Here is a 23,104-nt window from a genome sequence, read left to right as displayed (position 1 = left end):
CCGCAACCTCACCAACTACATCGCCAGCGCACTCCTCGAAGCCGGCGGATTCAGACCACACCTACACCCCGAATTGTGAAGAGCCTCTTTGGGCATGTCTAGACGCTACCTGTGATCAGGCAGGATCCCTAGGAAGCACCATCCGTCAGGGGAGCGTTGCGCTTGAGTTGGTCATTTCCGTGGGATGTCTTGAGACGGTGAGCAAAGCATGCACCCGGCGGGCCTCGAAGCGTATGGGAGGCGGATTCATCCTGGACCCAAGCGCATGACCTGCAACCGAGCCGTGCCTAGCGACACGCCCTAGACATGCGGAAGGGCACCGCGCCAACGGTGCCCTATCCTGGGTTCTGGAACGAACAACTGAGTCCATTCTAGCGCCTGCGCCAACAGGTGCAATGGAGCGCCCAGCGATGGAAGACCTGGGGGTGGCCTGAGACGCGGCCACGCATCAACATCACCAGCCGCCTCACACGCGGTGCTCCCCGGGTCAGAGCCGGTTTCTCTTGCCGAGCGCACAGCCGGGGGCCGTCACCAGGGATCGCAAGACCTGGGCAGCGAAGGAGTGCCAAGCCCTACAGTGCCGCTCGTGGACAGCAGCCCTGCCACGAGGCGAGTACCGGAGCTGTGCGCACATGCCGCCACTGTCCACGAGTAATGCCGTGGGCCTTCTTCAACCACCCATGAGGTGGTCAACCGATGCGACCGATCGACCGACCGGGCTGATCCGCACGTGTTCAAGATGGCTTAGACGCTCCCCACCCCACCCTTCCTCACGAAGGTGCGCACCGGGATTATCTAAGGCATCACCCTGCCCGGTCCTCCGGCCCGTCACGTGGCCGGGGGACCGGTGAACCAGGGGCGTGGTCGCGTGCGGGCGTCAAGGCCCCTTCCTCGTGTGCGGGGGAGTGGTGGTGCGGCGGCGTCGTCCTCAGCGCGACTACCGGTGCGTCGGGCGGGACGTGCCCTAGGGGGCAAGGCGCTCCAGCGACTCCAGGAGGCGCTCCAGGATCTGCCGCTTCTCCGCGCTGCTCTCCGGCAGCAGGCCCATGGACGCCTGCTGGTAGAGGCCGTCGCCCATGGCCTGGACGGCGGTGGCGACCACGGGATCCCCCACGTCCTCCAGCACCGCGTGGTACCAGTGCCGCTCCACGCGCGCGCACGTCTCCCGGGCGCCGGGCTCGCGGGCCTGGACCAGGCGGAACGCGACGCCCAGGCTGCGGTCCAGCGGGCTGTCCTCGTAGACCGACGTGGCGAGGAACTCGCGGGCGGCACCCCTGGGGGAGGCAGTGAGCCGGGAGAGGTCCTCCGCGGCCAGCTCCTCGCAGCGGGCCAGCGCGGCGTCCACGAGCGCCTGGCGATGTGGGAAGTGGTAGAGCAGCCCGCCCTTGGAGACGCCGGCCTGGGCGGCCACGGCGTCGAGGGTCGCGGCGCGCTCGCCCTCGGTGAGAACGAGGTGCTCGAACGCGGCGAGCAGCTTCTGGCGGGCTTCGGGTTTGCGGGGCATGGCGGTGGCGGACCTCACGGTGTGATGGGAATGCTTGCGGGCCGTGCGAGGTTAACTGTACCGTCTGGACGGTAAAGGCTGGTGAGGTGCCCCGTCCGCGGGGTCGGTACAAGGGTGTACGGCTCCCGCCGTCCCGTGCCGCAACCCGAATCCCAGGAGGTCCCGAGGTGTCCGTGATGGTCGAGGAACAGCGCAAGGCAGGTGCCCGCGAGTGGGGCGCACTGGCTGTTCTGATGCTCCCCGTGCTTCTGGTGTCCGTGAACAACACGGCCCTGAGCTTCGCGCTGCCCGCGATCTCCCAGGGGCTGCGACCCACCGGGGCCCAGCTGTTGTGGATCGTGGACGTCTACCCCCTGATCCTTGCGGCGCTGCTGATCCCCATGGGCAGCCTGGGGGACCGGATCGGGCGGCGGAAGATGCTCATCATCGGCTCCTCCGGCTTCGGAGCCGTCTCGCTGCTCGCCGCCTTCGCCCCGAGCGCCGAGTTCCTGCTGGCCGCACGCGTGGGCACCGCGATCTTCGGGTCCATGCTGCTGCCCACCACGCTGTCCCTGCTGCGCACGGTCTTCCGTGACGACCGCCAGCGCAGCCTGGCCATCGCCATCTGGACCGCCGGGTTCAGCGCGGGTGCCGGGCTCGGGCCCATTGCGGGCGGGTTCCTGCTCAACCACTTCTGGTGGGGCTCCGTGTTCCTGCTGGCCGTCCCGGCGCTGGTGGCGTTCCTGATTGCCGCGCCCCTGCTGCTGCCCGAGTCCAGGGACCCGAACCCGGGACCGGTGGATCCGGCGTCCATCGTGCTGGCCGTCGCCACCATGGCCCCCGTGGTCTACGGCATCAAGTCCCTCGCCATCGGCGGCTCGCCTCTGCACGGCGTCCTGTTCATCGCGGTGGGTGCACTGTGCGGGCTGCTCTTCGCGCGCCGCCAGGTGGTCAAGAACTACCCGATGCTGGACCTGCGCTTCTTCCGCAGCGCCCGCTTCTCCGGGGGCCTGTCCGTGAACATGGTTTCCAACGTGGCGCTGTTCGGCTTCCTGTTCTTCTTCACCCAGTACCTGCAGCTGGTCAACGGCATGGACCCCATGACCTCCGGGCTGCTCATGATCCCGGGCCTGCTGCTGTCCATCCTCACCGGCCTGGGCGCCGAGCGGATCGCGCGCGTGGTGGGGGTGCGCTCCGCGGTGGTGCTGGGCCTGCTGCTCGTGGCCGCGGGCTTCTTCGTGGTCGCCTTCACGGACCAGATGCAGTCCTCCGCGCCGATCCTCGTGGCGTTCACTGTCATGAGCGCCGGCACCGGTCTGGCGACGACGCTGTCCACGGACCTCGTGGTCTCATCCGTCCCCGAGTCCAAGGCGGGTGCGGCGTCGGCCGTGTCCGAGACCGGGTACGAGGTGGGGGCCGTCCTCGGCACCGCCGTGCTGGGCGGCCTGACCACCGCGTTCTACCAGGCGCACCTGGACCTGCCCGCCGCCGTGGGTGCAGACAGCGCGCAGGCCGCGCACGAGACGCTGGGCGGAGCCCTGGACGTGGCCGCCGAGTCCCCGCTGGGATCCGCGGTCGCCGACGCCGCCGTGGCCGCCTTCTCCGCGGGCATGCAGTGGACCTCGGTGTTCGGGGGGATTCTGGTCGCAGGGGTGGCGCTGGCCCTGTTCCGGGTCCTCCGGGCGGACCACAGGGTGCGCCGGGCCGTCTGATCCCGGGGGCGCCCCGGGTGTGGAGGTACGCTGACCTCGCTCGTGTATCGCGGGGTAGCCAGCCCTCGACGCGAGCGGCGCACCGCACGAGCCGGCCGACCGGAGGGGATCCCGCATGCACCTGCAGCCCAAGGACCAGGAGAAGCTTCTGGTGGTGGTCGCCGCGGACCTCGCGCGCAGGCGTCAGGCGCGGGGGCTGAAGCTCAACTACCCGGAAGCCATCGCGATCATCACCTACGAGCTGCTCGAGGGCGCCCGCGACGGCCGCACCGTGGCGGACCTGATGAGCTGGGGCAGCACCATTCTCACCCGTGACGACGTCATGGAGGGCATCCCGGAGATGATCCCGGACGTCCAGGTGGAGGCCACGTTCCCGGACGGCACCAAGCTCGTGACCGTCCACGAGCCCATCCGGTGAGACCCGCCGTGCACTGCGCCGCACCGATCGCACCACCCACCGCAACCCCCGCGAGGAGCACCCGTGACACCCGGTGAGTACGTCCTGGCCGAGACCCCCGTGGTCTGCAACGAGGGCCGCGAGGCCATCACACTGGAAGTCCTCAACCGCGGGGACCGCCCCGTGCAGGTGGGTTCGCACTTCCACTTCGCCGAGGCCAACCGGGCCCTGGATTTCGACCGGAACCGGGCCGTGGGCCGCCGCCTGGACATCCCCGCTGGCACCGCGGTGCGCCTCGAGCCGGGGGACTCCACCACGGTGCGGCTGATCCCGCTCGGCGGGGACCGCATCGTCTACGGGTTCCGGGACCTGATGGACGGCCCACTGGACGCCCACGAGCCGGCGTCCCTCGACGACGACACAGCCCCCGTCACCCCCGCCCGGCACCGTTCCGCGGCGGGGGACGCACCGCAGCCGCTGCGCGAACGCAAGGGCTTCTCCAACGAGACCCGCTGAGCCGGGCCGCCGCGCGGCGTCGTGCCCGGACGGGCGCCCGCCGGACAGACAGCACCGCAGCGGGACCACCGCCGCGGAACCGCAGGGACCTGCGAGCGCTGTGACCACCAGCACCCCGAGACCACCCGCCCACCCCGAACGAGAAGGCCGACCATGAGCTTTGAGATGAGCAGGGAGCAGTACGCGAGCCTGTACGGGCCCACTACCGGGGACGCCGTGCGCCTGGCGGACACCGAACTCTTCGCACGGATCGAGAGGGACCTCACGACCCCCGGGGAGGAGGCCGTGTTCGGTGGCGGCAAGGTGGTCCGGGACGGGATGGGCCAGAACGGGCAGCTCGTGCGGGACGTCGGGATCCCGGACCTGGTGATCACGAACGTGGTGGTGATCGACTGGACGGGGATCTACAAGGCGGACGTGGCCGTGCGCGACGGTCACGTCCTGAAGATCGGCAAAGCCGGCAACCCCCACGTGATGAGCGGTGTGGACATCGTGATCGGCGTGGCCACGGACGTGATCGCCGGTGAGGGCAAGATCCTCACGGCGGGCGGGATCGACTCCCACATCCACTTCATCAGCCCGGACCAGATCGAGACGGCGCTGGTCTCGGGGATCACCACGATGATCGGAGGCGGCACGGGACCGAGCGAGTCCTCCAAGGCCACCACGATCACCCCGGGCGAGTGGAACATCCACAACATGCTGCGCTCGTTCGAGGAGTTCCCCATGAACTTCGGGATCCTGGGCAAGGGCCACGGCTCGTCCATCTCGCCCATGGCGGAGCAGATCCGGGCCGGGGCGATCGGGCTGAAGGTCCACGAGGACTGGGGTGCCACGCCGTCGTCCATCAACACGTCCCTGCAGGTGGCGGACGAGTACGACGTCCAGGTGGCCATCCACACGGACACCCTCAACGAGGCGGGTTTCGTGGAGGACACCCGCGCGGCCATCGCGGGGCGCGTGATCCACACGTTCCACACGGAGGGCGCGGGCGGTGGGCACGCGCCGGACATCATCGAGCTCGCGCAGGACCCGAACATCCTGCCGGCGTCCACGAACCCCACGCTGCCGTACACGCGCAACACCATCGAGGAGCACCTGGACATGCTCATGGTGTGCCACCACCTCAACCCGGACATCCCCGAGGACGTGGCGTTCGCGGACTCGCGCATCCGCAAGGAGACCATCGCGGCGGAGGACGTGCTGCAGGACATGGGGATCTTCTCGATGACCTCCTCGGACTCACAGGCCATGGGTCGTGTGGGGGAGGTGGTGCTGCGCTCGTGGCAGGTCGCGGACTCCATGAAGCGTCAGCGCGGGCCCCTGCCGCAGGACGAGGGCACGGGCGCGGACAACCACCGGATCAAGCGGTTCATCTCCAAGTACACGATCAACCCGGCGATCGCCCACGGCATCTCGCACGTGGTGGGCTCCGTGGAGGAGGGCAAGTTCGCGGACCTGGTGCTGTGGGAGCCCAAGTTCTTCGGGGTGAAGCCGGACCTGGTCATCAAGGGAGGGCAGATGGTGCACGGCGTGATGGGCGATCCGAACGCGTCCATCCCCACCCCGCAGCCCCGCTGGTACCGCAAGGCGTTCGGGGCGTACGGCAAGGCCGCCGCGCGCTCGTCCATCACGTTCATGTCCCAGGCATCCATCCGGGCGGGCGTGCCACGCTCGCTCGGGCTGGAGAAGGTGGTGCGCGAGTGCCGCGACATCCGCACCCTGACCAAGGCGGACATGAAGTTCAACGGCGACACCCCGCAGCTGCGCGTGGACCCGGAGACCTACGAGGTGCGCGTGGAGGGCACTCCCGTGAGCTGCGAGCCCCGGGACGAGCTGCCCATGGCGCAGCGCTACTTCCTGTTCTGACGCCACACCGGCTCCGGTCACGACGACGACGACGCCGCACGGCCCGGTCCGCACGCCCGCCCCGTTCGCGGTCGTTCCGACCGCGGCCGGCGGCTTCGGCCACGCAGCCCCGCACCACGACATTCGACAGCGAAGGGAGAGCACCCGTGATCGTCACCGAGATCCTGGGCAACATCCATGAGGAGAGCGGCCGCGAGCTGGTGGCCGGCAGACACGTCGAGAAGGTGGTGCTGCCCAGCACCGAGCTGGTGAAGCGCATCCAGCGGCTGAGCACCGACCACGACCGCGAGATCGGTCTCCGCCTGCCCACCGGCGCACCGGATCTGAAGGACGGGGACGTCGTCGCCGTCGAGGATGCGACGGAGGTTGCGGAGGTCGGCGCCGGGGAGGGCCACGGGTACGCGGCCGTGGACGGGCGAGGCCACGACGCCGCGGACGGCACCGACGTCGCGGACACCGCCGGGCACCACAGCCACGCGGGGTCCGGGCGGGGCAACGCCATCGTGGTCCAGGTGCTGCCCACGGACGTGCTGGTGATCGGGGCGCGGTCCATCACGGAGATGGCGTTCGTGGCGCACAGCCTGGGCAACCGGCACCTGCAGGCGCAGTTCTTCGACGAGGACAGCGAGTACGGGGCGCAGGTGATGGTGGTGCAGTACGACCACACCGTCCAGGACTTCCTGGAGCACCACGGTGTCCCGTACTCCCGCCAGGAACGGGTCATGCCGGTGCCCTTCCGCCACGCCGAGCACACGCACTGAGACCGTGGTGGAGCCGAGTCTGAGCGGTGTCCTGGGGCTGATGCAGCTCACGGACTCTGCGCTGCCCACCGGGGCGTTCAGCCACTCGCTGGGCTTTGAGACGTACATGCACGCGGAGCAGCTGGAGGACCGGGAGTCGTTCTCCGCGTGGCTGGAGATGTTCGTGGACCAGCAGCTCACGCACACGGACGCGCTCGCCGTCCGGCTGGTCTACGCGGCCGAGGACTTCGAGCGGGTCGAGGATCTGGACGACCTCGTGACCGTCCAGGCCCTGCCCCGGCAGATCCGCGAGGGCGGGATAACCATGGGCGGGCGGCTGCTGAGCATCGGGGCCCGCAGCTACCCTGGCGAGTGGGTTCAGCGCTACGAGCAGGGGGTTGTGGAGGAGCGGCTGCACGGTCACCAGGCCACGGTGTGGGGCGTGCTCGCCCGGGAGCTCGGCGTTCCCGAGGACACGGCCGTGGCCTCGCACGTGTACGCCACGGTGATCTCCCTGACGCAGAACGCGGTGCGCGGCATCCCTCTGGGGCAGAACACCGGCCAGGCGGTGATCCGTGACGCGCAGCACTGGGTGGGGCGCGCCGTCGCCGTCTCCCGGGACCTCGTGGCGCAGGGCATCGCCGAGGAGGTGCTCGGCGCTGTGGCCCCCGGGCTGGAGATCGCGCAGATGAACCACGAGCGGCAGCGGGCCAGGCTCTTCATGAGCTGAGGCCGACGACGACGACGCGCGGCCGGGAGGGGCGCCCCGGGCCAGTTCACCCGGGACCGGCAGCAACGCACGAACCGCACGGCCGCATGAACCGGCGGAACGCACGACACGTCATGGGAACCAGAAGCACGACGAGCAGCAGGAGGAACAGCATGGACCCCGTCATCATCGGTGTGGGAGGCCCCGTGGGAGCGGGCAAGACGCAGCTCGTGGAGCGCATCACGCGAGCCATGAGCCAGGAGATCTCCATGGCCGCGATCACCAACGACATCTACACGATCGAGGACGCCAAGATCCTCGCGCGCAACTCGGTGCTTCCGGAGGAGCGGATCATCGGCCTGGAGACCGGTGGCTGTCCGCACACAGCGATCCGCGAGGACACTTCCATGAACGAGGCCGCGATCGAGCAGCTGAAGAAGCGATTCCCTGACCTGCAGGTGATCTTCGTGGAGTCCGGCGGGGACAACCTCTCCGCGACGTTCAGCCCGGAGCTCGTGGACTTCTCGATCTACGTGATCGACGTGGCGCAGGGGGAGAAGATCCCGCGCAAGGCCGGGCAGGGGATGATCAAGTCTGACCTGTTCATCATCAACAAGACGGACCTCGCCCCCCACGTGGGTGCGGACCTGGGCGTGATGGAGGAGGACTCCAAGGTCTTCCGCAAGGACAAGCCGTTCGCGTTCACCAACCTCAAGACGGACGAGGGGCTCGAGCGCGTCCAGGAGTGGCTCCGCAACGACGTCCTGATGCTCGATCTTGCCTGAGCCCTCCGAGGCTCCGGGCACGACGACGCCGCTCGGGCAGCGTGCCCCGTCCGCGCCGGTGCACGGGGCTGGGAGCGCGGGAGCGCGGTCGTCCCGGATACGGAGCCTGGCCGAGACCGAGTGGACGGGGCAGCTGCGGCTGGGCGTCGCCGAGCGGGACGGCCGGTCCTACGCGGCCCGGCAGTTCCACGAGGGCGCCCTGCGGGTGCTGCGTCCGAACTACCTGGACCACTCCGGGCAGGTGACCTACACGGTGATCAATCCCGGGGGCGCGTACTTCGGGGCGGACGCCTACCTGCTGGACGTCGTCGTGGAGCGGGGCGCGTCCCTGGCGCTGACCACCCAGTCCGCGACCAAGGTCTACCGCACTCCGCAGGGCCCCGCCACGCAGGAGATGACCGTGCGGCTGGGCCCCGGCAGCGTGCTGGATTACGTGCCGGACCAGCTGATCGTCTACCGCGGCGGGTCCTACATCCAGCGCACGCGTGTGGACATGGATCCCACGGCATCCCTGGTGCTGGCGGAGATCGTCACGCCCGGGTGGTCACCGTCCGGGGAGTCCTTCGCGTACGACGAGCTGCGGATGCGCACCGAGGTGCGGGTGCTGCCGCCGGATCCCGCCGCCCGCCCGCGGCGCCTGGTCGTCGACCAGCTGCGGATCCGCCCGGACGCGCACGGGGACCTGACCGGCGTGGGGTTCATGGAGGGCCGCAGCCACACGGGGCAGCTGCTGCTCGCGGACGCGCGCCTGGACGATGACCTCTACGAGCGCCTCACCGAGCTCGTGGATGCGTCCGACACCCACTCTGGGATCACGCGCGCGGGCGCCGGGGAGCCGTACGGTGTGCGGTGCGTGTGCGTTCGCTCGCTCGCGGACTCCACGGAGGCCGTCGCGGCGCTGCACCGGGCCGTGGTGGACGAGCTCCACGAGCGCTGGCGCGGGCAGGCACCGCTGCGGCTGCGCAAGTACTGACCAGCACCACCCACCGAGGAGAACAGTGTCCACCACGTCCCACCCCACGTTCTACCGTCGCTATGTCACGGACCGGCACACCCTGCCGCTGCGCGCGCGGGTGGGGTTCACGCTCGCCGCGGTGGCCGCCCTGCACCTGCTCGCGTTCGGGCTGCTGGCGACGGCACTCGCTCCCGGTGCGCAGCCGCTGGCCCTGGGCGTGGTGCTCACCGCGTACGCAGCGGGCATGAAGCACAGCTACGACTGGGACCACATCTCCGCGATCGACAACACCACCCGCAAATTCGTCTCCGAGGGCATGAACCCGGCGAGCGTGGGCTTCGCGTTCAGTCTGGGGCACTCCCTGGTCGTGACACTCGCCGGGACCATGGTGGTGGCGGGGGCGCAGTTCGTGAGCGGGGCGTTCGAGGACGGCAGCTCCGCCAACCACGTGCTCGGGCTGATCGGCGCGGGTGTCTCCGGGGCGTACCTGCTGGTGCTGGGGCTCTACAACGCGAGCATCTCGGTGGGGTTGGCCCGGGGCCGGTCCACCGCGCACCAGCACTCTGCCGTGGGCGCGCGGGGCGACGGCGCAGCGGATGACGGCGGCTGGGGGCTCGTCTCCCGCCTGCTGCGCAAGCCGCTGCAGCGGGTGCGCCGCCCGCGGGACATCTTTGTGCTGGGCTTCCTCTTTGGCCTCGGGTTCGACACCGCCACCACGATCGGCCTGCTGCTGCTCACCGTCTCCGCGTCCCTGGCCGGAGTGCCGGCACTCGCGCTGCTGGGTCTGCCCGTGGCCTTCACCGCCGCGATGACCCTGTGCGACACCCTCAACGGGCTGGGCATGATGAAGCTCTACTCCAACGCCCTCACGCAGGCGGGCACCCGGCGCCGCTTCAACGCCACCGTCACCGTGATCTCCGCGGTCTCCGCGCTGTTCGTCGCCACGATCACCCTGGGTGGCTTCTTTCACGACCTCCTGGGGCTGGAGGACCCGGCGACGACGGCGCTCGCGGAGATCGACCTCGGCCAGGCCGGGCTCGCGCTCATCGCCGTCTTCGCGCTCGTGTGGCTGCGCTTCTGGTGGGTGGGGCGCCGGGAGCCCGGGACGGCGTCGTCGACGTAGTTCCGGCGTCTCCCGCCCGCCGCGTCAGGCGCGGGACACCGCCGCGTGCAGCCCCAGGTACGCGCACGCGGAGGGCACGGGCACCCTTCCAGCGCTACGGGGCGGCGTCGTCCGGCTGCTCCGGGCGCGGCCCGCGCGCCGGGAATCTTTCCCCCGGGGGCCGGTGTTGGAACCGGTGAAGGGGTCGCGCGACGACCCCCGAAGAGAATCCGCGACAGAAGGAGACCTCATGGCTTACCGCACAGAGAACCCCGCCACCGGCGTCGTCGAGCAGGAGTTCACCTCTCTCACGGACGCGGATGTCGCCCGCGCCGTCGAGCGCGCGGACGCCGCATTCACCTCGTGGCGCAAGACCCCCGCGGAACAGCGCGCGGCGGCACTGGCCGCTGTGGCGGACGCGTTCCAGGAGCGCGGGGACGAGCTGGCCCGCGTGATCAGCACCGAGATGGGCAAGCCGTTCGCGCAGGCCCAGGGCGAGGTGGCACTGTCCTCCTCGATCTACCGCTGGTACGCGGACCACGGGCCCGCGCTGCTGCAGGAGGAGACCCTGGACGTGGGCGACAGCGCGAAGTCCGTGGTCGTCACCGATCCCGTGGGTGTGCTCATGGGTGTCATGCCCTGGAACTTCCCGCAGTACCAGGTGGCCCGTTTCGCGGCCCCGAACCTCATGCTGGGCAACACCATCCTGCTCAAGCACGCGTCCATCTGTGCCCGCACGGCGGAGCTCATCGAGGAGATCCTGCACGCCGCGGGCATCCCCGAGGACGCCTACATCAACCTGTTCGTGAGCACGGACCAGATCACGGACGTCGTGGCGGACCCGCGCGTTCGCGGCGTCTCCCTCACGGGCAGCGAGGGTGCTGGCAAGGCCGTGGCGACCACCGCCGCGCAGAACCTCAAGAAGAGCGTGCTCGAGCTGGGCGGCTCGGACCCGCTGGTCGTGCTCGACGACGTGGACGTCTCGAAGACCGCGAAGACCGTGGCCACCGCCCGCATGAGCAACGCGGGCCAGGCCTGCAACTCGCCCAAGCGGATCTTCGTGCCCGCGGGCATGTTCGACGAGTTCGTGAAGGTGGTCGTGGAGACCGTCGAGGCCATGACGGTGGGCAACCCCCTCGAGGACGGGACCGACGTTGGCCCGCTGTCCTCGGTCCAGGGTCGCGACGACGCCGTGGCCCAGGTGGAGCGCGCCGTGGAACAGGGCGCCACTCTGCACACCGGTGGCAAGGCCCTTGACAAGGACGGCGCCTGGATGTCCCCGGCCGTCCTCACCGGCGTGACCCGCGAGATGGACGCCTTCAAGGAGGAGATCTTCGGCCCCGTGGCCGTCGTCTACTCCTACGACTCCGTGGACGAGGCCGTGGAGCTCGCCAACGACTCGTCCTTCGGGCTCTCCGGTTCCGTGTGGAGCTCCGACGTCGCGAAGGCCGAGGAGATCGCCCGCCAGCTCGAGGTGGGCATGACCTACGTCAACGAGCACGGCACCACCAAGGCCGGGCTGCCCTTCGGCGGCGTGCGCCGCTCCGGCTACGGCCGCGAGCTGGGCCGCTGGGGCTTCGGCGAGTTCGCGAACACCAAGCTGGTGCGCGTGGCGGGCTGACCCCCGACTCTCAGTGAACGGTCCTGCGGCCGGCCCCGGTGTGTCCGGGGCCGGCCGTTGCTATGCGGCGTTGTCGCCCCTTACGCTCCCGGCGTCCTGCGGTCCCGCGGCGCCCTCTCATCTCCGGCACCCCTCCCGCCCGCGGCGCCGCGACCGTACAGTGGGGTGCAGGACGCACGACGTAGAACACACGGCGCCGGGACCCGGCGCGGAACGGAGGACCATGAGCGCCCAGGACCTGATGGCCGATGCCGCGAGGCGCCCGGTGGACGCCGCGGAGGCGGCTCTGGAGGGGATCTCCTCGACCGTGCTGAACACGATGCCGGAGAAGACCCACAACTCGATCGCGTGGCTCGTGTGGCACGCGGCTCGGCAGCAGGACGTGCAGGTCGCGCAGCTGTGCGGCTCGGAGCAGGTCTGGACGGCGGAGGGCTGGAACAACTCCTTCGACCTGGACCGTTCCAGCGCGGACTCCGGCTTCGGAGACACCCCCGAGGACGTGGCGAAGGTGCGGGTCTCGGACCCCGGGCTGCTGCTCGGCTACCTGCGGGCCGTGTGCTGCGGGACGGCCACGTACGTGCGTGGCCTCTCCCAGGAGGATCTGGACGAGGTGATCGACGAGTCGTGGGATCCGCCCGTGACCCGGGGAATGCGCATTGTCTCCACCGTGATCGACGCCGCCGAGCATGTGGGCCAGGCGGCCTACGTCCGCGGGCTCGTGGACGAGGACTGGTCCGGTAAGTACTGACACGAGATGTCATCTGTAGATGCAACTACATATAGACCTGGACCTCGCCTAGACTGGCGCCACTGACCACCGGCCCGCGGGCTCACAGCGCCGGGGTTCCTCCCGGGAGACTCGATCACACTTATGGCTCGTTCACGCGCACGTTCCTCTGCGGTCAAGAAGCCCTCGATGGCGCTGACCGTCTTCACCTCTTTCTCACTGCTCGTGGCCGTGAGCGTTGCCGTGAGCAACGGCACCGCCACGGCTCCCTGGCAGCCGGCCATGGCGCACGACGCGCAGGGGCCGCAGCAGGTGGGAACCTCCGGTGAGCCCGGGGGCGCGGGGGACGACGCCGCCGCGCAGCCGGTTCGCGCGTCCCTGTTCGCCTCCGTGGCGGACCAGGCCGCGATCGACGAGTCCAAGGTTGTCCCGGCGTCGTTCTCGGTGGCGGGCAGCGCCGCCCCGAACGCGGAGGGCGGGGCGGCATCCTCTCCGGCGTCGTCCACCGGCTCCACGGGCGGGGTCAACGGAGTCTCGTCTCTGGCGCCCTCCACGCACGCTCCCGCGACGTTCGAGGGCAAGCTCCCGGTCAACACGCTGATCGCCCCGGCCCAGCCGGTGATCGTGCTCAAGGGCGGCGAGTTCGGGTGGCGCACCGCCCCGGACACCGGCCAGTACGAGCTCCACAACGGCACGGACATCTCCGCGCCCGAGGGCACCCCCGTCGTCGCCGCGCTGGACGGCACCGTCACCGCCGTCTTCTGGGACGTGTGGGGCGGCAACCGTGTGGAGGTCTCCCACGCGAACGGCATGAAGACCACCTACAACCACCTGAGCAAGGTCATGGTGCGCGTGGGCGACTCCCTGAAAGCATCCGAGCAACTGGGTGAGGTGGGTCAGACCGGCCTGCGTGTGACCGGTCCGCACCTGCACTTCGAGACGTGGGTGGACGGCAAGGTGGTGGACGCCCAGTCCTTCGACTTGAAGACCGACGAGGGCATCATCAAGGCGTCCCGTGCCCCGTACTCCACGCAGGACGAGAACTCCGTCCAGCCCAAGACCGATCCGAACGCCAAGCCCGGCACGGACCTCGGCCCCCTCCCGGACACTGCTGGCCTGCCGGCCGCGGACAAGGAGCGCGTCACCGCGCTGCGGAACAAGAAGCCCGCCGACCAGAAGACCGGCGGCGCGGGCAAGGGGCAGGGCCAGAGCGGCAAGAACACCACGTCCACGTCCGGCGGGCAGCAGGGCAAGCAGACGACGGAGAAGGGGAAGATCAACGCGTCCGGTGGGCAGACGGGCACACAGTCCACGGGCAAGGGAAAGACCACTGCGCCCGGCGGCGGTTCCGGGGCGACGACGCCCTCGACGGGGACCGGGGACTCCGACGGGAACAAGCACCGGGAGACGTCGAAGCCGACTGCCGCGGCCACCTCGACCCCGGCTCCGACCAAGACCGTCAAACCTGCGGTCACCCCGGCACCCACCACCACACCCGCGCCGTCGCAGACGCCTGCGCCCACCAAGACCCCGGTGCCCACCAAAACGCCCGATCCGAAGCCCACGACGGATCCCGTGCCCACCCCGGGCGTCACCGGGCAGCCGACGGGCGAGGTCAACCCGCTGACCGCGAACGTCACCGAGCTGACCACGCTGCAGCAGCTGCAGCAGCGCACCCAGTGGGTGCTCACGTCGCAGATGGTGCTGACCCCGGCGGAGCAGTTCGGGCCCCAGACGGTGCTGAACTCGAACCTGACGGCGGTCGATGCGCGGCTGATCGAACTCGGCCTCGACAAGCAGAGCCCGGACTTCGCGGCTCAGCTGCACAAGACCCAGCTCTCGGTCGCGGCGGCCTCCAAGACGCCCACGAACCCGAAGCTCACCGCAGCGGCCACGACCGACCTGAAGGTGCTTCAGCAGCTGCTCGCCGCGGTGAAGCCGTACCAGGCGGGTGCAGCCCCCGGCGCTGGCGTGCCCGCGGTGCCCGGGAAGTAGCCCCCGCACGAATCTGCCAGAGCAGCGGGCCCCGCGCAGCGAGTTGTCGCCGTGCGGGGCCCGTTGTCGTGAGAACGAGGGGTCGCGGGAGCGAGGGTCAGGCGGCGCGCACGCGCACCCCGGTGACGGGGCGGGTCAGCATGTGGGTCCAGGAGAAGGTGAGGTCGTCCTGGTCGCTGGGCAGCTGCACCTCCGGGCGGCACAGTGCCACCACGGCCGCGGAGAGCGAGGTGACCGCGATCTTCTCCCCGGGGCAGCGGTGGCCCGTGCGGACGTCCGCCCCGCCCTGGGGGACGAACGTGGTGATCGCCTCGGCGTCCTCCACGCCCAGGAAGCGCTCGGGGTCGAACGTCGCGGCGCGGTCCCACGAGGCCGGATCGGTGTTGGTGCCCAGGATGTCCAGGAGCACCCGCTGGCCCTTGTGCACGGGGCACCCCTGGATCTCGGTGTCCTGGGTGGCCTCCGCCGGGAGCATCGGCACGAACGGGTAGACGCGGCGGACCTCCTGCGCGAAGGCGACGGCCTCCGGGACGTCCACCAGTGCGCCGTCGCGCTCCTCCGACGCCCTGCGGATGCGCTCGACCCACTCGGGGTGCTCCGCCAGCGCGGTGGCCGCGAACGCCGCGAAGCGCGCCACCGCCACGTTGGGCCGGGTCAGGTTCTGCAGCTCGATGCCCGCGGTCTTCGCGTCCACGAGCGCACCGTTCTCGTCCACGAGCCGGGCCATGTGGGCCAGCACCGAGTCCTCGGGCGCGGCGACCTTCCCGGCGCGCACGTCCCGGATCAGCGCCGCGAACCGGCGGTCCAGGGCGATCCGGTCCAGGCGGGAGACCAGGTGAACGGCGGGGCGGCCGAAGGTGTCCAGCAGGCGGCTCATGCGGTGCGCCCAGCGGTCCATCTCCCGCGTGCTCCAGGGGATCCCCGCCCAGCGGAAGGAGGCGCGGCCGAAGGCGGTGGCGGTGCTGTCGTAGACGTTGTCGCCCTTCCGCCACCGGGTCACCAGGGCCTCGAGCTCCTCGGCGACGAACGGCTTGTAGGCGGCCACCCGCTCGTCCTCGTAGGCCATGTCCGCGAGCTGGTTCTTGCGCACGGAGTGGGCCTCGCCGTCGAGGCCGTGGACGGCACCCGCGCCGAAGAGGGGCCCCTTCACGACGCCGGGCATCGCGCCGTCGCGCCGCACGCGGGACGTGTCGTAGAAGAGCTGGACACCCTCTTCCCCGCGGACCAGTACGGTCTGCTTGCCCAGCAGCGGCATGCGGACGGGGCAGCCCGAGTCCGAGGAGAGGCCCGCGCGGCGTCGGACGCGGGAGGCGAAGAGGTAGCCGGAGCGCAGCAGCGAGAGACCCTGCTCGGAACGTGTCTGGGCGAACTGTGAAGTCATCCCACCAGTATGGGAGGTCTGGCTGACCGTCCCGTTCACGCGCGAGGGCGCACCCGCAGGGCACCGGCGAAGAGGAACGCGAAGACACCCATGACCGGGAAGACGAACAGGGCGGTGCGCAGTCCGGCGGCGTCCGCGAGCATCCCCACGAGCGGGGGCGAGACCATGAAGACGATGCGCATGCACCAGCTGACCAGAGTGAGCCCCGTACCCGGTTTCAGGCCGGGCGCGCGGTCCGCGGCGGCGTAGGCGTTCGGGACCATGGTGGCGCAGCCGAAGCCCGCCAGCGCGAAGCCCACCAGGGCCACCCACGGTGCCGGCGCCAGGGCGACGGCGCCGAGGCCCACGAAGATCAGCACGCCGCCCAGCCGTGTCACGAGCACCGCGCCGAGCGCGTCGATGAGCCGGTCGCCCAGGATGCGCCCCACGAACTGCGCGCCCACCAGGCTCACGTAGCCCAGGCCCACCATGCTCACGGGGGCGCCGAGCACGTCCCTGAGGTAGACGGCGGACCAGTTGGAGCCGACGTCCTCCACGAGCACCCCGGACATGGCGACGACGGCGATGGGCAGCAGGGCGAGCAGCGCCCAGCCCGTGCCGCGGGGCAGTTTGGGGAGACCTGCGGTGTCCACGGAGACGTGCTCGGCCTGGATGGCGGCGTGCTCCTCGGGGTCGTCCGGGACGGCCCAGCGCATGGCCACCGCGGCCGTGGCGGCAAAGATCGCACCGCTGATCATGAAGTGCCACACCAGGGGCAGGCCCGTGGCCGCCGCGGCGGTGCCCATGAGCCCGCCGATACCCGCTCCCACGCTCCACAGTGCGTGCATGGAGTTGATGATCGAGTTCCCCGCGAGCCGCTGGACGCGAAGGCCCTGGGCATTCTGGGCGGTGTCCACTACGGCGTCGAGCATGCCGGCGATCAGCAGCCCCACCCAGAACACGGCCACGAGCGGGACCGATCCCGCGACGAACACGGCGGTGGCCAGCAGCACGGTGCCCACCACGGCCACGCGGGCCGTTCCAAAGCGCCGCAGGATCGGAGCGGGCAGCGGACCTGCCACCACGCCGCCGATGGGGAACGCGATCAGGGCGAAGCCGTACATCGCGTTGGACAGTTCGAACGTGTCCTTGATCTCGGGCAGCCGGGGCAGCAGGTTGGAGAAGATCGCGCCGTTCGTGAGGAACAGCAGGGACACGGCGATCCGTGCCCTGCTGATGCGGGCGCGGTCCATGGAGGCGGCAGGCTGGGGAGCTCTCACCGGACCAGGCTACGGGCAGGCAGTGGTGTGACGCACACTGCTGGTCGCAGTACGGGGCCCACGATTCACCTGATAATTTTTGCAAAAATCATGAGAGAAGGACCCGGGGACACCACGGCTGAGACTGCCCCCACGCGCAAGAAATCCATCGCATGGCTCGTGCCGGCAACCCTGGGCGCCGGCGCCCAGGCCCTGAGCATGGTCACCGGATCGATCGGTGCGTACACCGCATCCACCACCAACAGCGCCGGGGCGGGTCTTCGCCTACCCATTTGACGACACGAGGTCCGCGACTCTGGTGGACGGCAGCATCAGCACCACCGCCTCCTCCAACGTGACGTCCGGGAACACGGCTACGGCGTGCATGCACGACACCGCGGGCTACCTGGAGTTCGCCGGGAACACGAGCAGCCCCTCGACCGGGAGCCCTACGTGGGGCCTCCGGCAAGCGGCACCACGTGGTCGCCACCGAGATTCCACCGCTGACCTCAGATCCCCCCACGTGGACCGTGTGCTCGTGGGCAGCGCTCCTGCCACCGGAACGCGGGAGACGTATTCCCCCGCCCTCCGACGGATCGGGTGCACCCGCATGGACACCTGGCCGGACGCACCGGCCGGGAGTTCTAGTTCTCGCGAGCCGGTGAGTCGGAGTCGGACTCTGTGGTGTCCTGCTCCGGCTGGTCGTCGCGGTCCTGCCGGGTGCCGGAGGAGCGCCAGCCGTCGTGCCAGGCGTGCATCCACCCGGAGTCCTTCACGCCCCTGGGCGTGCCCTGGAGGTAGAGGCAGGGCGTGCCGTTCGGGGCCGTCTTGCACACGGTGTCCGCGTCGTGACCGTGCCCGGTCGCGCTCTCGGCCCCGGGTGCCGTCGACGCCCCGGAAGCAGCCGACGACGTCGCCCGCGGACTCTCCGACGCAACGGGACTCGACACCGTGCCGGGGCTCGCGGACGAACCGCCGCTCGGCGCCACCCGGGGTGTGGCCGAGGAGGACGGCTCTGCCGTCGCGAACAGGGACGGGGTGCTGACCTCGGAGGGCAGGGGGCTGTCGTCGTACGTCCCGTAGTACTCCAGGGACGAATCGTCCGTGGGGTCCGCCGGGTCCGACCCCGCCGGGTCCGTGGTCACCGGGTGGCGCGGGTCGGTGAAGTCCTTCTGGCTGCCCTGCGGGTACCAGTAGTCCGCGGTGGGCATGGTCACGCCGTAGGAGCCGGAGCCCGCCGTGACCGAGGCACGCTTCGGGGAGGTGCCCTGGGTGTCAACGAGCACCATGCCGGTGTCCGTGTGGGCGTCCAGCCGGTCACTCACGTGCGCGCCGTCCAGCAGCACCCGCCCGTTCGTCGAGCGGGCGTCCACCGTGGCGGCCTCCAGATCGTTGGCCTCCACCGAACCGGTGTCGGTCTTCGCGAGGACGTCCTTGAAGGTGCCCTCCACGAACAGGGCATTCGTGGTGCCCTGCAGGTCCAGGGAGACCGGTGCGGAGTCCTCGGGAACGGTGACGGAGACGCTGCGGTTCGAGGACCCTCCCAGGCCCCAGCCGGTGGCGGTGGCGCCGAGGTCCAGGGACAGGGCGCCGTCGTGCAGGGCGGGGGAAGGGGCACGGTCCGGGATGTTGATTCCGGCCTCGGACCACAGCACCTGCACGCGGTCCGCGGTGGAGCTGGTGTGGACGTAGACAGCGGCGTCGGCCGCGTCCACGTGGATGGTCTTGACGGTGGCGGGCGCGGTCCAGGACCCGTTGTGCTCCTGCGTCAGCGCGAGCGCCCCGGTGACGCCCGCGCCGCCGACCAGCAGGCCGATCGCGACCACCCCGCCCACCACGGCGGTGGCGGTGTTCCACGCCCGGCGCTCGCCGCAGGGGAGGGGCCGGTTCTGACGGGGGTCCTGCGCGGGATGGGAACCGGGGTCCGGCGTGGCCGGGGAGGGAGTGTGAGTGCTCATGTCGTGTCCTAGCGGGAGTGGTCCGAATAGCCGAGGTACTTGAGAACGGCCAGAACCCTGCGGTTGCCGGTCTCCGAGGTGACGCCGAGCTTGGCGAAGATCGCGCCGATGTGCTTTTCCACGGCCGACTCTGTGAGGTACAGGTTCGCGGCGATGGACGCGTTGGACAGCCCCTGCGCCATGAGCCCCAGCACCTCGCGCTCACGCGGGGTCAGCAGCTCCAGGTCCTCACGACGCCGCGAGCGCACCAGGATCTGCGTGAGCACCTCCGGGTCCAGCACGGTGCCGCCGGAGCCCACGGTCTGCACGGACTCGAGGAACTGCTCCACGTCCGCCACGCGGTCCTTGAGCAGGTAGCCCAGGCCCTCGCGGCGCGAGGCGATCAGCTCGGACGCGTAGCGCTCCTCCACGTACTGCGAGAGCACGAGTACGGCCACGTCCGGGTGGGCGGAACGGATCAGCACGGCGGCACGGATCCCCTCGTCGCTGAAGGAGGGCGGCAACCGCACGTCCACCAGGGCAAAGTCCGGTCGGTGCTCCTCCACGGCCTTCACGAGCCCTTCGGCGGTGTCAGTCTCCGCGACGACGTCGTGCCCCGCGTCCGTGAGCAGGCGCACCAGTCCGGCGCGCAGCAGGACGGCGTCCTCGGCGATCACGATGCGCATCTCAGTTTCCCTCTCCGGTGCTGGTCCGCGACGATGACGACGACGCCGCGCCGCCCGTTCCCGGATCCCCTTCGGGGGCCTGACACTGGGGCTCGCGCGGAGTCCCGTGCTGGGTCTCCCCGTGGTGGCCGGGTGCCGCGGCCGGGGTGTCCTGGCGGGTGCTGCCGAGCGGCAGCTCCACGACCACCTCGGTGGGCCCGCCCGCGGGAGAGTTCAGGAAGAACCGTCCCCCGGCCGAGCGGATCCGGTCCCGGATGCCGGAGAGGCCACCACCGGGAACCACCTGGGCGCCGCCGCGGCCGGAGTCGCGGACCCCCGCCACCACCACGCTCGTCCCGGGGGCGGGGCCGTCCTGCACGGCCACGGCCACGTCCGCGGAGCGGGCGCCGGAGTGCTTGACCGCGTTGGTGAGGCTCTCCGAGACTGCGAAGTAGACGGCGGCCTCCGTGCGCGGCTCCAGGCGCGGCACGTTCACGGCAACGTCCACGGGGAACGGGACCTGCGCAGCGATGGCAGACAGGGCTGCGTCGAGCCCCCGGTCCTCCAGCACCGCGGGGTGGAAGCCGCGGGCGAGCCTGCGCAGCTCGGTGATCGCGGCCTTGGTGGTGCCGTGGGCCTCCGCGACGAGCTCCTTCGCGGCCGCGGGGTCCGTGTCGATCCTGGACTTCGCCATCGAGAGGTTCATGGCCACCGAGACCAGCTGGGGCTGCACGCCGTCGTGCAGGTCCCGTTCGATGCGGGAGCGCTCGGTCTCCGCGCCGCGGACCGCGGACTCCTTCGCCGCGGACTCGTACTCCGCGCGGCGCTCGGACTCCATGGCCTCGCGGCGCAGCCGGGCGGCCTCGCTCTGGCGCAGCAACCCCGCGGAGAGCCCGCGGTGGGCCAGCGTCAGCAGCACGCCCAGCAGGATCCCGAGCACCACCCCGAGCACCGAGCCCGCGATCAGGGCCCACTCCGGCACGTCCCCGACGGAGCGCAGCCCGGTGCGCACCACGGAGTCGGCGGGCATGTACAGCGGCGTGGTGGCCGCTGCGATCCCGGCTCCGGCCACCACGAACGGCACCAGCATGAGCCAGCCGAGCAGACACGTGATCGTCAGGTGCAGCATCCCCAGCCACAGGGAGCCGTCGCTGGTGTCCAGCCAGATCTGGTGGGGGATCCGCACCTAGTCCGTGCGCGGTGTGCGGCGCCGCTGGGGGTCGCGGATGTCCAGACCGAACGACGACGCCGAGCGCCGCCGTTCCAACCACACCGCCGCCATCATCACGTAGACCGTGGCGGCCAGCACCAGCGCTCCCAGCCCGAGCGCGGGGATGGCGGCCACACCGGTCACGAGCAGTGCACCGATCAGGCACAGCAGCGCCGTGTTGAGCGCCGCGTCCACCACCAGGTCCAGGCTGCCGAAGAACAGGGTCCTGGGGGAGAGCATGCGCCACTCGCGGATCGCGGGCACCGACGGGCCGGGCGGCACGTGGCCTCCGGGCGGCGCCTGACCGGGACCGCCGTCGACGTCGTCGTCCCCGGCCAGGGGGCGGTTCGCTTGGTTGGCGGAGCGGGCGCCGTACCGGTCTTCCAGACCTTCCGGGCGGCCCACGGGAGGCAGCGCGCGGTGCGCTGCGGCGTCCTCGCGGGGCAGCACGCGGGTGGCGCCCACCGGCGGCAGCGGCCGGGTGCGGCCCGAGGCCGGGGGAAGAGGTTCGGTGGCGTCCCACGGCGGCGTGGGTCGCGAGGCTGGTGTGCTCATGGCCTCCACGCTACGGACACCCCGCCGGCTCTCGCGCCAGAGCCAGCCACCGGGTTGCAGTGGGGTTTTCCCCACCCCTGCCCATCCCCGCTCCAGAGCCGCGCGTGCCGCCCTGGCGCCAGCGCGCTCCCGCCCTAGAGTGAGCCTCATGCAGCACGATCTCACCGCTGCCGGGACGCCCCGGCCGCCGGGAGCGCCCGCCGTCGAGCGCGACCCCGCCGTGGACGCCGCCCGCGTGGGCTGCGTGATCGCCGTGGTGTGCATCCACATCCTCATGGTCACCCTCACCGCAGACCCCGCCACCGGGGAGATCCGCTCCGTGCTCGTGCCCACCCAGCAGCCCTGGTACTGGTGGGCCACCTGGATCTTCCAGATCATGCCCCTGTTCTTCGTTGTGGGCGGAACGGCAGCGGCCGGGGCGTGGCGGCGTCGTCGGGCGCAGGGCATGGACCCCGCGGAGTACGTGCGCGAGCGTGCCCTGCGGCTCGTGCAGCCGGCCGCCGTGCTGTGGTGCGCGCTGGCCCTGGTGGCCGGGGCCGCGCTCGCGGCGGGAGCGCCGTACGAACTGGTGACCTTCGCGCTGTCCGGGGTGGGCATGGCGCTGTGGTTCCTCGCCGCGTACCTGATCTGCCAGGCGCTCACTCCCACGTTCCTGGCACTGCACGAGCGTATGGGGTGGGTGTGGTGCTGGTTCCTGCTGTGCTGTGCCGTGATCGTGGACCTGCTCAGCGCGGCCAGCGGGGAGCAGTGGTGGAGGCTGCTGAACATGGTGTCCGTGTGGCCGCTCGTGCAGCAGTTCGGCTTCTTCCGCGCGGACGGCTGGTTCGCGGCACGCTCTCGGGGGCTTCTCGTGGCGCTCGCTGCGGCGTCGTTCGCGCTGCTCGGGGTGTGCGTGGCGGCGGGCCCCTACGCGCCGGACATGCTCACCGATCTCAACCCGCCCACGGTCTGCATGGTGGTCCTGGGCTTCGCTCAGGCGTGCCTGCTGGAGGTGTTCTCCCCGGCGCTGCGGCGGCTGATGACCCGGCGTCCGGCCCGGGTGGTCGCGCACCTGATCGGCACCCGCGCCATGACCGTCTACCTGTGGCACCTGCCCGTGGTCGTGGCGGTCATGGCCGTGTGGTTCTTCGCTGGCGGCTGGGACCCCGCACCCGGTTCCGCTGGGTGGTGGCTGCTGCGGATCCCGCTGGCGGTGGTGTGCTGGGCGGCCGTGATGCTCGTCGCGGCGGTGCTACGGCGCGCGGAGACGGCTTCGGTGGAGCCGTGGGGCGGGCGGGAGCGCCGCCTGCCGAGCGCACTGGTGCTGGTCGCGCTGGTCTGCGCGGCGGCCCCACCGTTGATCGAGATCGTCACGCTGCTCACTGTCCCGCTCGTGGTGGTGGGCGCGGCAGGCTCGGTGCTCGCCGTCGTCGTCCTGCGCAGCGGGCGGGTGCGGCAGGGACCGGGCCCCGCGGACGGGGCCGTGGGCGGTCAGCGGGTTACCGGGGGCCGCGGGGTCCCGGCGTAG

General features: G+C 71.0%; 21 protein-coding genes. 14 read left to right on the top strand and 7 right to left on the bottom strand.

From position 1 onward, the window contains the following. Positions 1-964 precede the first annotated feature (964 nt). On the bottom strand, positions 965-1,522 hold the full coding sequence (locus B3G12_RS02750) for a TetR/AcrR family transcriptional regulator (RefSeq protein ID WP_232300268.1): 558 nt from the start codon (positions 1,520-1,522) through the stop codon (positions 965-967). 158 nt (positions 1,523-1,680) lie between these two features. Here B3G12_RS02750 and B3G12_RS02745 point away from each other — a divergent pair, with 158 nt between their 5' ends. From B3G12_RS02745 to B3G12_RS02690, 12 genes are all read left to right on the top strand, one after another. Continuing rightward, on the top strand, positions 1,681-3,195 hold the full coding sequence (locus tag B3G12_RS02745) for an MFS transporter (RefSeq protein ID WP_290498966.1): 1,515 nt from the start codon (positions 1,681-1,683) through the stop codon (positions 3,193-3,195). A 115-nt stretch (positions 3,196-3,310) separates the two neighbouring features. Further along, complete coding sequence (locus B3G12_RS02740; protein WP_094393355.1) at positions 3,311-3,613, top strand: urease subunit gamma; 303 nt, start codon at positions 3,311-3,313, stop codon at positions 3,611-3,613. Positions 3,614-3,676: 63 nt separating this feature from the next. Beyond that, positions 3,677-4,108: an urease subunit beta gene (locus B3G12_RS02735; protein ID WP_055084040.1), complete on the top strand. Its 432-nt coding sequence runs from the start codon at positions 3,677-3,679 to the stop codon at positions 4,106-4,108. A 153-nt stretch (positions 4,109-4,261) separates the two neighbouring features. Further along, a complete protein-coding gene (ureC, locus tag B3G12_RS02730; protein ID WP_290498964.1) occupies positions 4,262-5,977 on the top strand; it encodes an urease subunit alpha in 1,716 nt (571 codons plus the stop codon). A 146-nt stretch (positions 5,978-6,123) separates the two neighbouring features. Beyond that, the gene (gene ureE, locus B3G12_RS02725; RefSeq protein ID WP_290498962.1) at positions 6,124-6,738 is read left to right on the top strand and encodes an urease accessory protein UreE; all 615 of its coding nucleotides are present in this window, start codon (positions 6,124-6,126) and stop codon (positions 6,736-6,738) included. A gap of 4 nt (positions 6,739-6,742) precedes the next feature. Further along, positions 6,743-7,447, top strand: a complete 705-nt coding sequence (locus B3G12_RS02720) for an urease accessory protein UreF (RefSeq protein WP_145011711.1) — start codon at positions 6,743-6,745, stop codon at positions 7,445-7,447. 152 nt (positions 7,448-7,599) lie between these two features. Further along, a complete protein-coding gene (gene ureG, locus B3G12_RS02715; RefSeq protein WP_055084033.1) occupies positions 7,600-8,211 on the top strand; it encodes an urease accessory protein UreG in 612 nt (203 codons plus the stop codon). Between the two features lie 97 nt (positions 8,212-8,308). After that, complete coding sequence (locus B3G12_RS02710; RefSeq protein WP_414672721.1) at positions 8,309-9,184, top strand: urease accessory protein UreD; 876 nt, start codon at positions 8,309-8,311, stop codon at positions 9,182-9,184. A 25-nt stretch (positions 9,185-9,209) separates the two neighbouring features. Then, the gene (locus tag B3G12_RS02705) at positions 9,210-10,289 is read left to right on the top strand and encodes a HoxN/HupN/NixA family nickel/cobalt transporter (RefSeq protein ID WP_290498959.1); all 1,080 of its coding nucleotides are present in this window, start codon (positions 9,210-9,212) and stop codon (positions 10,287-10,289) included. 229 nt (positions 10,290-10,518) lie between these two features. Then, entirely contained in the window at positions 10,519-11,889 is a 1,371-nt protein-coding gene (locus tag B3G12_RS02700; protein ID WP_055084029.1) for an NAD-dependent succinate-semialdehyde dehydrogenase, read from the top strand. Between the two features lie 223 nt (positions 11,890-12,112). After that, the gene (locus B3G12_RS02695) at positions 12,113-12,637 is read left to right on the top strand and encodes a mycothiol transferase (protein WP_144943202.1); all 525 of its coding nucleotides are present in this window, start codon (positions 12,113-12,115) and stop codon (positions 12,635-12,637) included. A 168-nt stretch (positions 12,638-12,805) separates the two neighbouring features. Beyond that, complete coding sequence (locus B3G12_RS02690) at positions 12,806-14,611, top strand: peptidoglycan DD-metalloendopeptidase family protein (RefSeq protein ID WP_290498956.1); 1,806 nt, start codon at positions 12,806-12,808, stop codon at positions 14,609-14,611. A 97-nt stretch (positions 14,612-14,708) separates the two neighbouring features. On the opposite strand, the gene B3G12_RS02685 is transcribed toward B3G12_RS02690, so the two are convergent. Together B3G12_RS02685 and B3G12_RS02680 are read right to left on the bottom strand one after the other, a co-directional pair. Then, entirely contained in the window at positions 14,709-15,992 is a 1,284-nt protein-coding gene (locus B3G12_RS02685; protein ID WP_290498953.1) for a cytochrome P450, read from the bottom strand. Positions 15,993-16,027: 35 nt separating this feature from the next. Further along, positions 16,028-17,251 (bottom strand): MFS transporter, encoded by a 1,224-nt coding sequence (locus B3G12_RS02680; RefSeq protein WP_244944880.1) that lies wholly within the window; start codon positions 17,249-17,251, stop codon positions 16,028-16,030. A gap of 90 nt (positions 17,252-17,341) precedes the next feature. Between B3G12_RS02680 and B3G12_RS02675 the strand changes: the two genes are divergently transcribed. Continuing rightward, entirely contained in the window at positions 17,342-17,527 is a 186-nt protein-coding gene (locus tag B3G12_RS02675) for a hypothetical protein (protein WP_290498950.1), read from the top strand. Between the two features lie 347 nt (positions 17,528-17,874). Here the strand turns inward: B3G12_RS02675 and B3G12_RS02670 are convergent, their stop codons facing one another. Genes B3G12_RS02670 through B3G12_RS02655 form a run of 4 tightly spaced genes read right to left on the bottom strand, consistent with a single transcriptional unit; the run spans position 17,875 to position 21,597 of the window. Then, positions 17,875-19,188, bottom strand: a complete 1,314-nt coding sequence (locus B3G12_RS02670) for a DUF4097 family beta strand repeat-containing protein (RefSeq protein ID WP_290498948.1) — start codon at positions 19,186-19,188, stop codon at positions 17,875-17,877. Between the two features lie 8 nt (positions 19,189-19,196). Then, the gene (locus tag B3G12_RS02665) at positions 19,197-19,853 is read right to left on the bottom strand and encodes a LuxR C-terminal-related transcriptional regulator (RefSeq protein ID WP_055082016.1); all 657 of its coding nucleotides are present in this window, start codon (positions 19,851-19,853) and stop codon (positions 19,197-19,199) included. A gap of 1 nt (position 19,854) precedes the next feature. Next, positions 19,855-21,018, bottom strand: coding sequence for a sensor histidine kinase (locus B3G12_RS02660; RefSeq protein WP_290498944.1), 1,164 nt, complete (start codon positions 21,016-21,018; stop codon positions 19,855-19,857). After that, complete coding sequence (locus B3G12_RS02655; RefSeq protein ID WP_290498943.1) at positions 21,019-21,597, bottom strand: hypothetical protein; 579 nt, start codon at positions 21,595-21,597, stop codon at positions 21,019-21,021. A 148-nt stretch (positions 21,598-21,745) separates the two neighbouring features. Here B3G12_RS02655 and B3G12_RS02650 point away from each other — a divergent pair, with 148 nt between their 5' ends. Continuing rightward, positions 21,746-23,104 carry an acyltransferase family protein gene (locus B3G12_RS02650; protein ID WP_290498941.1) on the top strand — a complete coding sequence of 453 codons (1,359 nt, stop codon included), beginning with the start codon at positions 21,746-21,748 and terminating at the stop codon, positions 23,102-23,104.

This window comes from Kocuria sp. UBA5001 (assembly GCF_002398425.1).
Taxonomy (GTDB): domain Bacteria; phylum Actinomycetota; class Actinomycetes; order Actinomycetales; family Micrococcaceae; genus Kocuria; species Kocuria salsicia.
Note: the sequence above shows the minus strand (reverse complement) of the source record. Positions and strands in the feature narration are given on the sequence as shown.